Source organism: Kitasatospora sp. CB01950, assembly GCF_001905465.1.
In the GTDB taxonomy this organism is placed as follows: Bacteria; Actinomycetota; Actinomycetes; order Streptomycetales; family Streptomycetaceae; genus Kitasatospora.
This window is the reverse complement of sequence record NZ_LISX01000002.1, coordinates 420,667-433,140: the sequence shown is the minus strand read 5'-3', so window position 1 is coordinate 433,140 and position 12,474 is coordinate 420,667. Positions and strand designations below refer to the sequence as shown.

Annotated in this window: 9 protein-coding genes; 5 read left to right on the top strand and 4 right to left on the bottom strand. The window is 73.2% G+C overall.

Annotated elements, in window-relative coordinates; genetic code table 11:
- The first annotated feature begins 91 nt into the window (after positions 1 to 91).
- Complete coding sequence (locus AMK19_RS06695) at positions 92 to 1,330, top strand: MFS transporter (RefSeq protein ID WP_083646543.1); 1,239 nt, start codon at positions 92 to 94, stop codon at positions 1,328 to 1,330.
- Between the two features lie 5 nt (positions 1,331 to 1,335).
- Here AMK19_RS06695 and AMK19_RS06690 read toward each other — a convergent pair whose 3' ends face one another.
- The 3 genes from AMK19_RS06690 to AMK19_RS06680 all read right to left on the bottom strand — a co-directional run bounded on the left by AMK19_RS06690 (position 1,336) and on the right by AMK19_RS06680 (position 4,737).
- Positions 1,336 to 2,196: a LysR family transcriptional regulator gene (locus AMK19_RS06690; RefSeq protein WP_073808894.1), complete on the bottom strand. Its 861-nt coding sequence runs from the start codon at positions 2,194 to 2,196 to the stop codon at positions 1,336 to 1,338.
- A gap of 178 nt (positions 2,197 to 2,374) precedes the next feature.
- Complete coding sequence (locus AMK19_RS06685) at positions 2,375 to 3,535, bottom strand: serine hydrolase domain-containing protein (RefSeq protein ID WP_073808892.1); 1,161 nt, start codon at positions 3,533 to 3,535, stop codon at positions 2,375 to 2,377.
- Positions 3,536 to 3,627: 92 nt separating this feature from the next.
- The gene (locus tag AMK19_RS06680) at positions 3,628 to 4,737 is read right to left on the bottom strand and encodes a serine hydrolase domain-containing protein (RefSeq protein WP_143200110.1); all 1,110 of its coding nucleotides are present in this window, start codon (positions 4,735 to 4,737) and stop codon (positions 3,628 to 3,630) included.
- A gap of 728 nt (positions 4,738 to 5,465) precedes the next feature.
- Between AMK19_RS06680 and AMK19_RS06675 the strand changes: the two genes are divergently transcribed.
- Together AMK19_RS06675 and AMK19_RS06670 are read left to right on the top strand one after the other, a co-directional pair.
- On the top strand, positions 5,466 to 8,138 hold the full coding sequence (locus tag AMK19_RS06675) for an SdrD B-like domain-containing protein (RefSeq protein WP_073808889.1): 2,673 nt from the start codon (positions 5,466 to 5,468) through the stop codon (positions 8,136 to 8,138).
- Positions 8,139 to 8,250: 112 nt separating this feature from the next.
- A complete protein-coding gene (locus AMK19_RS06670) occupies positions 8,251 to 9,024 on the top strand; it encodes a hypothetical protein (RefSeq protein WP_073808888.1) in 774 nt (257 codons plus the stop codon).
- Positions 9,025 to 9,031: 7 nt separating this feature from the next.
- Here the strand turns inward: AMK19_RS06670 and AMK19_RS06665 are convergent, their stop codons facing one another.
- On the bottom strand, positions 9,032 to 10,297 hold the full coding sequence (locus AMK19_RS06665) for a right-handed parallel beta-helix repeat-containing protein (protein ID WP_241844277.1): 1,266 nt from the start codon (positions 10,295 to 10,297) through the stop codon (positions 9,032 to 9,034).
- A 100-nt stretch (positions 10,298 to 10,397) separates the two neighbouring features.
- On the opposite strand from AMK19_RS06665, the gene AMK19_RS06660 reads away from it, so the two are divergent.
- Positions 10,398 to 11,555, top strand: coding sequence for a Dyp-type peroxidase (locus AMK19_RS06660; protein WP_073808886.1), 1,158 nt, complete (start codon positions 10,398 to 10,400; stop codon positions 11,553 to 11,555).
- On the top strand, positions 11,552 to 12,457 hold the full coding sequence (locus tag AMK19_RS06655) for a hypothetical protein (RefSeq protein ID WP_073808885.1): 906 nt from the start codon (positions 11,552 to 11,554) through the stop codon (positions 12,455 to 12,457). Before AMK19_RS06660 ends, AMK19_RS06655 begins: the two co-directional genes overlap by 4 nt.
- Positions 12,458 to 12,474: the final 17 nt, after the last annotated feature.

The following is a 12,474-nucleotide window of genomic DNA, read 5'->3' as shown; positions in this document are numbered from 1 at the left end:
AGCACGGGCCGGGCCTCCGGTGCTCACACACGTGCACGCTGCGATCGCCGCAGCCATCGACCGCGACCCGACCACCCGGAGGGCAACTCCCATGGCCACCACGCCGACCACCACACCAGTCACCACCGCACCGGCCGGACCCCCGGCTCCCCACCGCGCGCAGGACAGCGGCGTGCCCGGCCGGCTCGTCGCGCTGCTCGCCGTCTCCACCGGCATGACGGCCGCCAACCTGTACTACGCGCAGCCGCTGCTCGCCACGCTGGCCGAGGTCTTCCACATCGGCACCGCCACGGCGGGCGCGCTGGTGACGGCCACTCAGGTCGGGTACGTGGTCGGAATGCTGTTCCTGGTGCCGCTCGGCGACCGGATCGAGAAGCGGCGGCTGGTGGCCCTGCTGCTGGGCGTCACCACCGTCGCGATGATCGTGGCGGGTACGGCCCGCAGCTTCGCCGTCCTGCTGATCGCCTCGCTGGTCAGCGGCGCGACCTCGGTGGTCGCGCAGATCCTGGTCCCGTTCGCGGCCGGACTCGCCCCCGACCACAGCCGTGGCCGGATCGTCGGCCGGGTGATGGCCGGACTGCTCAGCGGCATCCTGCTCTCCCGCGCCGTGAGCAGCCTGGTCGCGGACGCGGCCGGCTGGCGGGTGGTCTACCTCGGCTCGGCCGCGCTCACGGCGCTGCTCGCCCTCGCCCTGTACCGGGCCCTGCCGCGACACGCGGCCACCACCGACCTGCCGTACCACCAGGTGCTGCGCTCCACCGTGCGGTTGGTCCGCACCCACCCGGCGCTGTGGAAGCGCGGGCTCTACCAGGCGGCGGTGTTCGGGTCGTTCAGCGCCTTCTGGACGACCGTCTCGTTCCAGCTCACCGGACCGGCGTTCGGGTACTCGGAGACGGGCGTCGGCATCTTCGCGCTGGTCGGCGCGGCGGGCGCGCTGGTCGCCCCGGCGGCCGGACGCTGGGCGGACCGCGGCCTCGGCCGACCGCTCACGGGGGCGGCCCTGCTGCTCGCCTCCGCGAGCGCGCTGCTCGCGGGCCTCGGCGCCCACCGCATCGTGCTGCTGGCCCTCGCCGCGATCCTCCTCGACGTCGCCGTCCAGACCGCGCTGATTCTCGGCCAGCACGTCGTCTACCGGCTCGACCCGTCCGCCAGGGCCCGTCTCAACAGCGTCTTCATCGCGACGTTCTTCCTCGGCGGTGCACTGGGCTCGGAGTTCGGCACGGTCGCCTACCACGCGGGCGGCTGGTGGGCGGTCGCGGGGCTGGCGGGGGTGCTGCCGCTGCTGCCGCTGGTGCACTGGGCGACGGACCGGAGGGGCGTGGTCGGCTGAGGGCCTCAGCCGAGGTGGCGCAGCAGTGCCGCCACGGCCGGTGTCGGGTCTCCGGCCGGGCAGACCACGGCCACGTCCCACCGGGGCCGGCCGACGGGGAAGCGGCGGAGGGCGAGGTCGGGGAAGCGGGCGGCGATCGATTCGGGGAGGACGCAGACGCCCAGGTCGTGGCGGACGAGTTCGGCGGCGGCGACGATGTCGTTGACCTCGAAGACGGGGTCGCGTTCGACGCCGGCGGTGCGGAAGGCCCGGTCGACGGCGGCGCGGACCGCCCAGCCGGGGGCGAAGTCGACGAAGGGGAGGGCGGCGACGTCCTCGAAGCGGACCCGGTCGGGGTGGTCGAAGGCGCGCTGCGGGGAGGCGGCCAGCACCATCGCCTCGCAGGCCAACGACCGTACCGTCAGGCCGCGTTGCTGCTGGCGGTCGAAGGCGACTATCGCCGCGTCCACGGTGCCGTCGCGCAGGCCGGCGCGGATGTCGGCGGCCGCGGCCTGGTGGAGTCGGATCGTCAACCCCGGGTGCTCGGCGCGCAGTTCGCCGAGCACCCGGTCGAGGCCGAGCCAGACGCCCTGCATGGTGCCGATGGTCAGCACGCCGCGCAGCACCCCGCGCGCCTCGTCGGCCGCCGTCCGGGCCAGTTCCGCCGCCCGCAGCGCGGCCCGTGCGGCGGGGACGAACGCGGCTCCGGCGGAGGTCAGCGTGACCCGGTGCGTGGTGCGCTCGAAGAGCCGGACACCGAGCTCCTTCTCCAGCGCGCGGACGGTGCCGGACACCGCCGACTGCACGACGTGCAACTGCCGCGCCGCCGCGGTGAAGCCGCCGTGCTCGGCCACCGCGACGACGACCTCCATCTGCCGCAGTTCCATTGCGCTCCCGCCCGTCGTCGCAGGTCGTGCCCGTCCGGTCGAGCAGCCTACGCGAGCCGCGACGCGGGTCGAGCGGCGTCTCTCCCGGAGCGGACGGGCGGCCCGCCCCCGCCGGTCGGGCCCGGCGCAAGGCCGAACGGCGGCGGGGGGTCGGTGGCGGGGGGTCGGTGGCGGGGGATCAGCGGCAGAGGGCCGCGTCGACCGCGTCGGTCAGGTGGGTGGCGACGGGTTCGTCCGGGACCATGGTGAGGGTGATGCTGACGGTGCGGCCGTCCTCGGTGGCGCCGTTCCGGGAGCGGTAGCCCGGGGTGGTGCCGCCGTGGCCCCAGGTGAGGCCGCCGCAGCTCAGCGGCCGGCTCTGGATTCCCAGGCCGTAGCGCACTCCGGGGCCCAGGTACTCGGCCGGGACGGTGGTGCGCATCTCGGCGAGCTGGGCGGCGGGCAGCAGACGACCCGCCAGGAGCGCGCTGTAGAAGGTGGCGAGGTCGGTGTTGGTGGAGACGACCGCTCCCGCGGACCAGGCCATCGACGAGTCCATGTCGGTGTAGTCGATCAGCGGCGCGTCCGGACCGCTGTACAGGTAGCCGTGCGGGTGGGGCTCGCGGAGGGCGGTCTCCCCGGTGGCCGGGACGTAGGTGTGGCGCAGGCCGAGCCGGTCGATGACGCGCTTGGTGAGCTCCTCGCCGTAGGGGCGTCCGGTGACCTTCTGGATGATCAGGCCGGCCACCAGGTAGTTGGTGTTGTTGTACTCCCACCGGGTGCCGGGCGCGAAGTGCGCCTTCTGGGCCAGTGCCCCGTCGAGGAGTTCGCGCGGCTCGAACCAGCGGTACTGGATGGTGGTGAAGTCGACCATCGCGGGGGCGTTCATGTACTCGGGCAGGCCGCTGGTGTGCTGGAGCAGCTGACGGACCGTGATGTTCCGGCCGTCGATGCCGTCGCCGCGCAGCAGACCCGGCAGGTAGGTGTCCACGTCGGCGTCCAGGCCGATCCTGCCCTCGGCGACCAGTTGCAGGACGACGACGGCGGTGAACGTCTTGGTGTTGCTGCCGGCCCGGATCTGCCCGTCCATCGGGACCTTGGCCTTGGTGGCCAGGTCGCCGACACCGGCGGTGTAGGTGCGGCTGCGGCCGTCGCGGTCCTTGACGGTGGCGAGGGCGGCGGGCACCCCCTCCTTCACCAGCGCGTCGAGGCGCTGCTGCACGACGTCCGGGCGCGGTGCGGCGGAGGCCGCGGTCGGGGCGAGGGCGCTCAGCGCGAGCCCGGCGGCGACCGTGGCCGTGGTGGCGTACCGCAGCGTGCGGGGGCGGTGCGCCGTGCGCTGCGGGGTGTGCTCGTTCATCCGGACTCCAGGAAGACAGAAAGGGGGAGTGGTGGGGCGGTGCGAACCGGGCGGCCGGCGCCGAGGACCGGCGCGGGCCGCCCGGGGGACGGTCAGCGGCAGAGCACCGCGTCCACGGCCTGCTCCTCGTGCTGGACGGTGTCGTCCTTGCCCGGGAACGCGGTCACCGAGATGCTCACGGAGCGGCCGTCGTCGGTGGTGCCGCCGGAGGTCTCGTAGCCCGGGATCGCCCCGCCGTGCCCCCAGGCGACCCCGCCGCAGGAGAGCGGGCGGCTGATCAGACCGAGGCCGTAGCCGACCCCGGTGCCGAGCGTGTCGGCGGGGACGGTGGCGCGCATCTGGGCGAGCTGGGCGGCGGGCAGCAGCCGACCGCCGAGCAGCGCCTCGTAGAACCGGGTGAGATCGGTGTTGGTCGAGATCATCGCGCCGGCCGCCCAGCCCCAGGACGGGTCCAGCTCCGTGTAGTCGCGCAGCGACCCGTCCGCGGCCAGCAGGTAGCCCTTGGGGTGGGCCTCGGGGATCGTCATGTCCCCGGGGAGGGGGAAGGAGGTGTGGCGCAGGCCGATCCGCTCGATGACGCGCTTGGTGATCTCCTCGCCGACCGGGCGTCCGGTGACCTTCTGGACGATCAGGCCCGCCAGCAGGTAGTTGGTGTTGCTGTACTCCCACCGGGCGCCGGGCGCGAACCGGGCCTTCCTGGCCAGCGCGGCGTCGAGGAGTTCGCGCGGCTCGGTGTACCGCTTGGAGTCCCCGAGGACGCCGGCCGGGTTCATGTAGTCGGGCAGACCGCTGGTCTGCTGGAGCAACTGGCGGACCGTGATGCTCCGGCCGTCGATGCCGTCGCCGCGCACCAGGCCGGGCAGGTAGGTGTCCACGTCGGCGTCCAGGCCGATCCTGCCCTCGGCGACCAACTGCAGGACGACGACGGCGGTGAACGTCTTGGTGTTGCTGCCGATCCGTATCTGCCCGTCGACCGGGACCTTGGCCTTGGTGGTCGCGTCGCCGACACCGGCGGTGTAGGTGCGGGTCCGGCCGTCGCGGTCCTTGACGGTGGCGAGGGCGGCGGGCACGCCGTCCTGCTTCACCAGCGCGTCGAGGCGCTGCTGCACGACGTCCGGCCGAGGCCCGGCGGAGGCCGTGGTGGACGGCGCCAGGACGCCGGCCACCACGGCGGCGGCCACGGCGGTCACGGTCGCCGCCACCCTGCGCCGGCGAGCGCGGAGGCGGCTCGGACGGTGGTGCTGCGGTGCGTGTTCGTTCACGGGAAGTCCTCTCTGGACAGGGTGCCGGGGCTCTTCCCGGCGCTCTCCAAGCGGACCATGTGACGGACCGTCAATCCGTCCGCGCAGAGGACGAGACCGCACCCGGGAACGTGCTCCGGGTCGGGTCCGGACCCGGGGCCGTACTCCCAGGGCCCTGCCGCTTGCGGTCCGCTCCCGCGTGGCGTCAGCGGGAATGTCTCAAAGTCGACTTGGCGGCAATGGTGCACTTTGACAGCGGAGCGACCCGGCCGTAATGATCTGCGGTCGTACTCACGCGCCTTCCCGGGTATGCGCGGGCGGGGATTTTCGGTCGCGCGCCGGGCGCGCGGAAATCGGGGGAGGAGCGCGGCGGGGGCGGTGTGCGCCCTGGTCGGAACGGCCGGGCGGGGGAAGCGTCCACCCGTCGAGGTGGCCGGAAAGCGCACGTCCGCGGGGTGTCGGGCGGCGAGGCGCGGGGCGTGCGGCCGGGCTTTCGGGGCGCGGGGAGCGCACGGAACTGATCGATCGTGCTTCCTGACGAAACGTCAATTTGCTTAATCGGTAAGCAGGACGTTTCCATTCCGCTTACTATTCGGCCAAACGAGGAGCGCGCGGGACCGAATCGGTGAACTTGCTGCGGGGGTTCGGCGTGCCTTCCTGACGACGAGACCTGACGACGAGAGCAGGGCATGACCCAGACAGAGCAGGAAACCCGAGCGCCCGCGCCCGGCGCGGGCCGGCGGCGGGTGGCCGAACGGGCCGCCGCCGTGGTCGCGGCCCTCGCCGCCGCCACCGCTGTCGCCGCACCCTCCGCCTCGCCGGCCACCGCCGACGGGTCGGTGACGGTGCGGGTGGTCCGCGCCGTGGACGAGAGCGGGACGTACACCCCGGCGCTGGAGCCGGGCCTGGCCGGCGTGACGGTCACGCTGACCGGCGAGGACGGCGGGGTGCGCACCGGCGTCACGGCCGCCGACGGCACGGTCACGCTGTCGCCCGCCAAGGCGACCGCGAGCGGCAAGTACCGGGTGGAGGTGGTCAATCCGAAGCCGGGCGTGCTGTACCCGGCGTTCGCGTCCCGCGAGGGCCTGGCCGGTGCGCCGGACAAGCTGAGCAGCAACGAGGAGTTCGTCGACCTGTCGGCGGGCAAGCAGGCCACCGTCACCACCGGCCTGTGGAACCCGTCCGACTACTGCCAGAAGAACGCGCCGCTGGCCACCGCCTGCCAGCCGGCGTCCCTCGACCCGGCGAGCGGCCGCACCCTGCTGACCTTCCCGTACGAGTCGCGCGGCGTGAACAAGGACGTCACCGACGTCTCCACCAACGGTGACACCGGCAACGTCTTCGGCATCGCCTGGAACCGCGAGGACCGGCGGCTGTTCAGCTCGGCCCAGGCCAAGCGCGCCACCGTGTACGGCCCCGGCGGCCCGGGCGCGATCTACGTCACCGACCCGGCGACGAAGACCACCAAGCTGTTCACCACCGTCCCCAACGCCGGCAGCACCGCGCACGCCGGCAACGCCCAGGACGACGCCTTCGTCGCCCCGGTCGGCAAGGAGAGCCTCGGCGGGCTGAAGCTCTCCGAGGACGGGCGCGACCTGTACGTGGTCAACCTCAACAACCGCAAGCTGTACCGCTACGACGCCACCGTGGCCACCGTCGAGAAGCCCAAGGCCGTCTACACCATTCCGACGCCCGACTGCCCGTCGGCGGACGACTGGCGGCCGTTCGGCCTCGGCATGCAGGACGGCGTCGGCTACGTCGGCGGCGTCTGCTCCGGCCAGTCCACCCAGAAGATCGGCGACCTGCGGGCGATCGTGCTGCCCTTCGACCCGGCCACCGGGACGTTCGACGCGGCCGTCCTCAACCAGCCGCTCGACCACCGCGGCACGCCGGCCGGGTGCGGCGGCTACTTCTGGTACCCCTGGCAGGACACCGTTCCGACCACGAACGGGCAGGTCTGCAGCCTCAATCCGGAGCCCGAGCTCGGCGAGATCGGCTTCGAGACCGACGGCTCGATGCTGCTGTCGTTCCGCGACCGGTACGCCGACCAGGCCGCCGCCGCCCCGCCCGAGGGCCCGCTGCCGAACGGCTTCGTCTACGTGCTCGCCTCGGCCGACCTGAACAAGGCCTGCAAGTCCGGCGACAGCTTCGTGATGGACGTCAACCTCGGCTGCGGGATCACCACCAAGGGCAAGGGCTTCTTCGACCTGAACCGCCCCGCCCCGGTCGGCCACCTGTACGCGTCGTTCGCGGGCATGGCGCTGTCCAAGGTGGAGAACTCGATCGCCACCTCCGGCTACGACGTCTCCAACAACATCATCACCGCCGGCACCATGTTCACCCTGCGCAGCGGCGGGATCGACCCCGGCTTCGGCAACGAACTCTCCGACGGCCGCTCCCGCTTCGGCAAGGGCGCGGCCATGGCCGACCTCGAAGTGCTCTGCGACAAGGCGCCGCTGCAGATCGGGAACCGGGTCTGGTACGACCCGGAGCGCTCCGGTCTCCAACTGCCGCAGCAGAAGCCGGTGGCGGGCGCGACGGTCAACCTGTACGACGGCGACGGCAAGAAGGTCGGCACCGCGAAGACCACCGCGCGCGGCGAGTACTACTTCGACGACAGCAACGTCACCGGCGGGCTGAAGCCGAAGACCGCGTACACCATCCGCCTCGACAACCCGGCGGACTACGCCAAGGGCGGCCCGCTGTACCACTGGGTCCCGACCAAGGACAACGTCGGCTCCAACCGGGCGATCGACTCCGACGGCACCGTCCCCAAGGGCGGAAAGTACGTCGAACGCGCCCTGACCACCGGCGGCCCCGGCCAGAACGACCACACCTTCGACTTCGGCTTCATGCAGCAGCAGGGCGAACTGCGCCTGGTCAAGAACGACCAGGACGGCAAGGCGCTGCCCGGAGCCGTCTTCCAGCTGTGGCGCGAGACCAACGCCACCGACGGGCTCCAGACCGACGGCGACAAGCCGGACACCAAGGTCGGCGACCCGTGCACCACCGGCGACGACGGCACCTGCCGCACCGTCACCGACAAGGGCACCTACTACTGGCAGGAAATCACCCCGCCCAAGGGCTACCAGACCCCCGAACAGCCGGTCCTCGGACCGGTGGTCCTCGACGACGACCACCTCGACGACGGCGTCAGCACCACCGCCGTCAACAAGCTGCTCCCCCCGCCCCCGAGCACCCCCGCGCCGACGCCGACCCAGACGCCGTCGGCGCCCTCGGGCGGCCTGGCCTACACCGGCATGGACGACACCACCCTCACGTACGCCCTGGTAGGCGGCGCGATCCTGGTGACGGCCGGCGCCGGACTGCTGATCGCCGTCCGCAAGCGCCGCGCGCACTGACGCACGGTCAGTGAGCGCCGCGCGTACTGACGCGGGATCAGCACCACCGAGGGGCCCCGGGATACTCTCCCGGGGCCCCTTCCCCACGACACCGAGAAGTGAGACGACCCCGATGGCATCCGACAAGAAGCGCCCGTCCCGGCGCAGCCTGATCGTCACCGCCGTGGCGGCGGCCGTGCTCGCGGGCGGCGGGGTGACGGCCTGGCAGCTGGCGGGCGGCGGGGAGGAGGCCCGTCCGCTGTCCACCGACGAGGCGTCCCGGCTGGCGATGTCCCGGCTGAAGGTCTATCAGGCCAGCCCGGTGCGGGTGACGTTGAAGGCGCAGGAGGGCGACGGCATGGTCGTCGAGGTGCAGGGCGTGGTGGACTACCGCAGCAAGCACGCGGCGGGCAGCTACACCGTCACGGGCAAGGACGGCACCAGCGACCACGGCCTGGTGGTGTGGGACGCCGGCGGCCTCGGCCTGGCCAAGGCGCCCGCGGGGGCGAGCGGCCCGGCCTGGGAGCAGGCCGAGCACGTGCCGCGGTCCGGCTGGTCGTCGCGCAGCTACGGCACCGACCCGCTCGACGCCGGTCTCAACATGCTGATCCAGCTCGGCGCGGACCGTCCCGACAACCCGCTGCTGCTGGCCCAGGCCGGCCCGCGCTGGCTCGGCAGGGACCGGATCGACGGCCGCGACTACGACCGGATCGCCGGCCCGCGCTCCCGCGACTCCGCCGACAAGGACAGCGGCACCTCGCCGATCACCTACTGGATCGACGCCGACGGCGGCCTGCGCCGGATCACCATGCGGATGGCCGGCCTCGGCACCCCGACCACCCTGGACATCGGCGGTCAGGACGCCGGGGCCAAGCTCCCGGAAGCGCCCTGGGCGACGGCCGGCTGAGGTGGCGTCAGACGGCCGTCGGCAGCGGGTAGCTGTCCGGGTCGACCTTGCCGGGCAGGTCCACGGCGGGCACGGCCGGCGCGTTCGGGTCGTCCATGGACGGCTGCGCGGGCGGCGCCGGCACCGCGTTGAACGCCATCCCGGGCGGCGGCTGCACCCCGACCGCGCGGCCCGGCGGGACCTTGCCGCCGCCGCTCGCCCCGCACGCGGCCAACTGCTCCAGGCCGGCGGGGCTCTGGGTGCCCGGGGTGTTGCCGGCGAAGCAGTTGCCCGGGTCGGCGGCCGAACTGACCAGGTCCACACCGTTGTTGACGGCCTTGTTCGCGGTCACCCGGTTGCCCGAGGCGGGGTGTCCGGTCGGGTCGGTGACCACGATGCCCGCGGCACGGTTGCCCTGGACGAGGTTGCGCTCGACCCGGTTGTCGGTGCCGCCGCCGATGCCGATCCCGATGCCGAAACCGCCGTCGGCCTGCTGCGGCGAGTCCGCCGAGTTGTTGTCCGCGATCACGTTGCCGGCGATCACCGCGGCGTGCTGCGGGGCCAGCGACTCCAGGTCGTTGGAGTTGATCGTCACGCCGACCCGGTTGTTGACGGACCGGTTGCCGACCACGGTCAGGTTCTCCGAGGCGTTGGTGATCTCGATGCCGACCGCGTTGCGCTCCACCGTGTTGCCCCGCACCAGGGTGTTGCACGGCTTGCACTGACCGACGTAGATCCCCGAGTCGGCCATACCGGACGCGTACGAGTCCTCGATGATCCCGTCGCGCGCGTCGAACGCGTAGATGCCGTACAGGGCGTTCCCGTACGAGGTCACCTTGCTCGCCCGGAAGCCCTGCACCGCCGGGAACCGGGTGGTGTCCAGCGGGTCGTACGCGGAGCCGCCCGCGCCGTGGCGCTGCAGCTTCTCGTCGGTGACGCCGGTGAACAGCACGCCGTTGGCCAGGAAGCCGCGCACGGTGAGGTTCTCCACCACGGTGCCCGCGCCCGTCGCGGTGATGCCGTTGATCAGCTTCAGGTCGCCGTCGAAGACCACCGTGTTGCGGTCCGCACCACGCAGCACGATGCGGGGCTTGGTGATCCGCACGCTCTCCTTGTAGACGCCCGGGTGGACGAGGACGAGATCTCCGGGGTTGGCGACGTCCACCGCGCGCTGCACCGTCGGGACGTCCTCGGGCACCTGGATCACCGTGCCCGGCGGGTGACGGTCGGCGGACGGCGACGCCGACGAGGAGCAGGCGGCCAGCGCCGGAAGCAGCAGACCCAGTGCTATCACGCCGACCCGGAGACGGCGCGGACCGGTCCGTCGGCGTACCAACAGGTGGAAATCATGGAGGAGTTGCATGAAACGTGTTCTATCGTCTCCAATAGCGCCCATGCACATCGAATCGGGGAACCCGCAGGACAGCACGGCGTCCGCCCGGCCCCGGATCGGCCGCCGGGCCCTGCTGTCCGCCGGCGCCGTGCTGGCCGCCGGGGCGGGCGCGGCCGCCGCCACCGCGTTCGGCCGTGACCCGGCCGCGGCACCCGCAGCCACGCCCCCTGCCGTGGTTCCCCACCACGGCGCACGGCAGTCCGGCTTGACGTACCGTCAACTCCCCGCCACCAGGCTGCTCGCGCTCGACCTGCCCGAGGCCGCCGACCGCGACGCGCTGCGCGGCCTGCTCGCCGCCGTGGACAAGGTGCTCGCGGCCGCGGCCGCGGCCGACGGCAGCCTCGCCGACCCGCGACTGTCCGCCGCCCCGATCTCCTCGCTGGCCGCCGTCGGCCCCGCGCTGGCTGCCCGGTTGAAGCTCCCCGCGCCCGCCGAACTCGCCGAACTGCCCGCCTTCCCCGGCGACCGGCTCGACGCCGGGCGCAGCGGCGGCGACCTCCTCCTCCAGGTCTCGGCCGAGCACCCGTGGACCACCGGCGTCCTGACGGAGCACCTGCTCGCCGCCGCCAAGCCCTCCGGGGCGACCCTCCGCTGGAACCAGGCCGGGTTCCTGCCGTCCGTCCCCGACGGAGAGACCCCGCGCAACCTGTTCGGCTTCAAGGACGGCAGCGCCAACCCCGACCCCGCCGACCCCGGCCTGTGGAACGCCGACGGCACCATCCTGGTCTACCGCCGGATACGCATGGACGCCGCCGCCTTCGCCGCTCTCCCGACCGACCGTCAGGAACTGTCGATGGGCCGCCGGCTGATGTCCGGCGCCCCCCTCACCGGCACCGCCGAGCACGACGACCCCGACATCTACGTCAAGCACCCCGACGGCTCCTACGTCATCCCCGTCGACGCCCATGTCCGGCTCAGCAGCCCCCGCCTCGACGGCGGCGCCCGGATGCTCCGCCGCGGCTACTCCTACGACGACACCCCCGACGACCGCGGCCTGCTGTTCTGCGCCTTCATGCGCGACCCCGCCCTCTTCACCCGCGTCCAGAACCGCCTCGCCGCCAACGACGCCCTCAACCCCTTCCTCACCCACACCGCCTCCGCCACCGCCTGGGTCCTCCCCGGCTCCCACCCCGACCGGCCGCTCGGCGCGACGCTGTGACCGGCGGGGGCAACGCGCGCCTCCGTGGCGAAGTCCTGCTGGACGTCGGGAGCCCGGCGGAGTACCGGGCGGTCGTCCACCGGTTCCTCACCGATGTGCTGGGCCGCTTCGAAGGCCCGTTGAAGGCCCGGGTCGAGGAGCTCGCGGCCGGGAAGGCCGGGCGGGTCCACGGCGACGCCCTCGCCGGCCGGATTCGGCTGACGGCGGCCTCGTCGGAGCTCGGCGGCATGTACCGGCACCGTCCGTGCAGTGCGGAGAACCTCGGGTGGCTCGCCGAACGGGCGGCGGAGGGCCGGACGGTGTCCGCGACGGCGACGGTCATCGGGCAGGGCGGGTTCACCGTCGACGTCGTGTGCCACCTGACGGCGTGGCGGGACGACGCGGACGAGCGGTGGGCGGTCCTCCACCTGGAGACGCCGGTCTCCGCCCCGCTGGTCCGCGCCGTGGTGGAGAGCATCCGCAACGTGGCGGACGGGGCGGACCCGGTGTTCGGATCCGTCGGCCACGGCGGAGACATGACCTGCACCGAGCTGGAGAGCGCGCTGGGCCTTCGCGATCTCGGCGACACCTACGACGACGCCCGGCGGATCCTCCGCGGCTACGACTGGATCACCGTCGTGCCACGCCAGTTGGCGGCCGAGCACGGCGGCGCCGCCGCGTTCGCCGGGGCGCGCCTGTCCGCCGTCGACGAGCTTCCGTCCGGCGCCCTGTGGCTGCGCGCCACCGAGGAGTTCGCCGACTACCGCGGCTCGGCGGTGTGGGCCGTGTTCGAGGCGCTGGCCCCCATGCTCCCGACCGGCCTGCCGGTCGAGCGGGAGCAGCTGGGCGTGCCGCGGCAGGCGAGCCCGGTGGTCCTGGAGGACGCCGCGAAGTACGGCGCGACCCGGGCGTTCGATTCCTGATCCGTAGTGGCCGACAG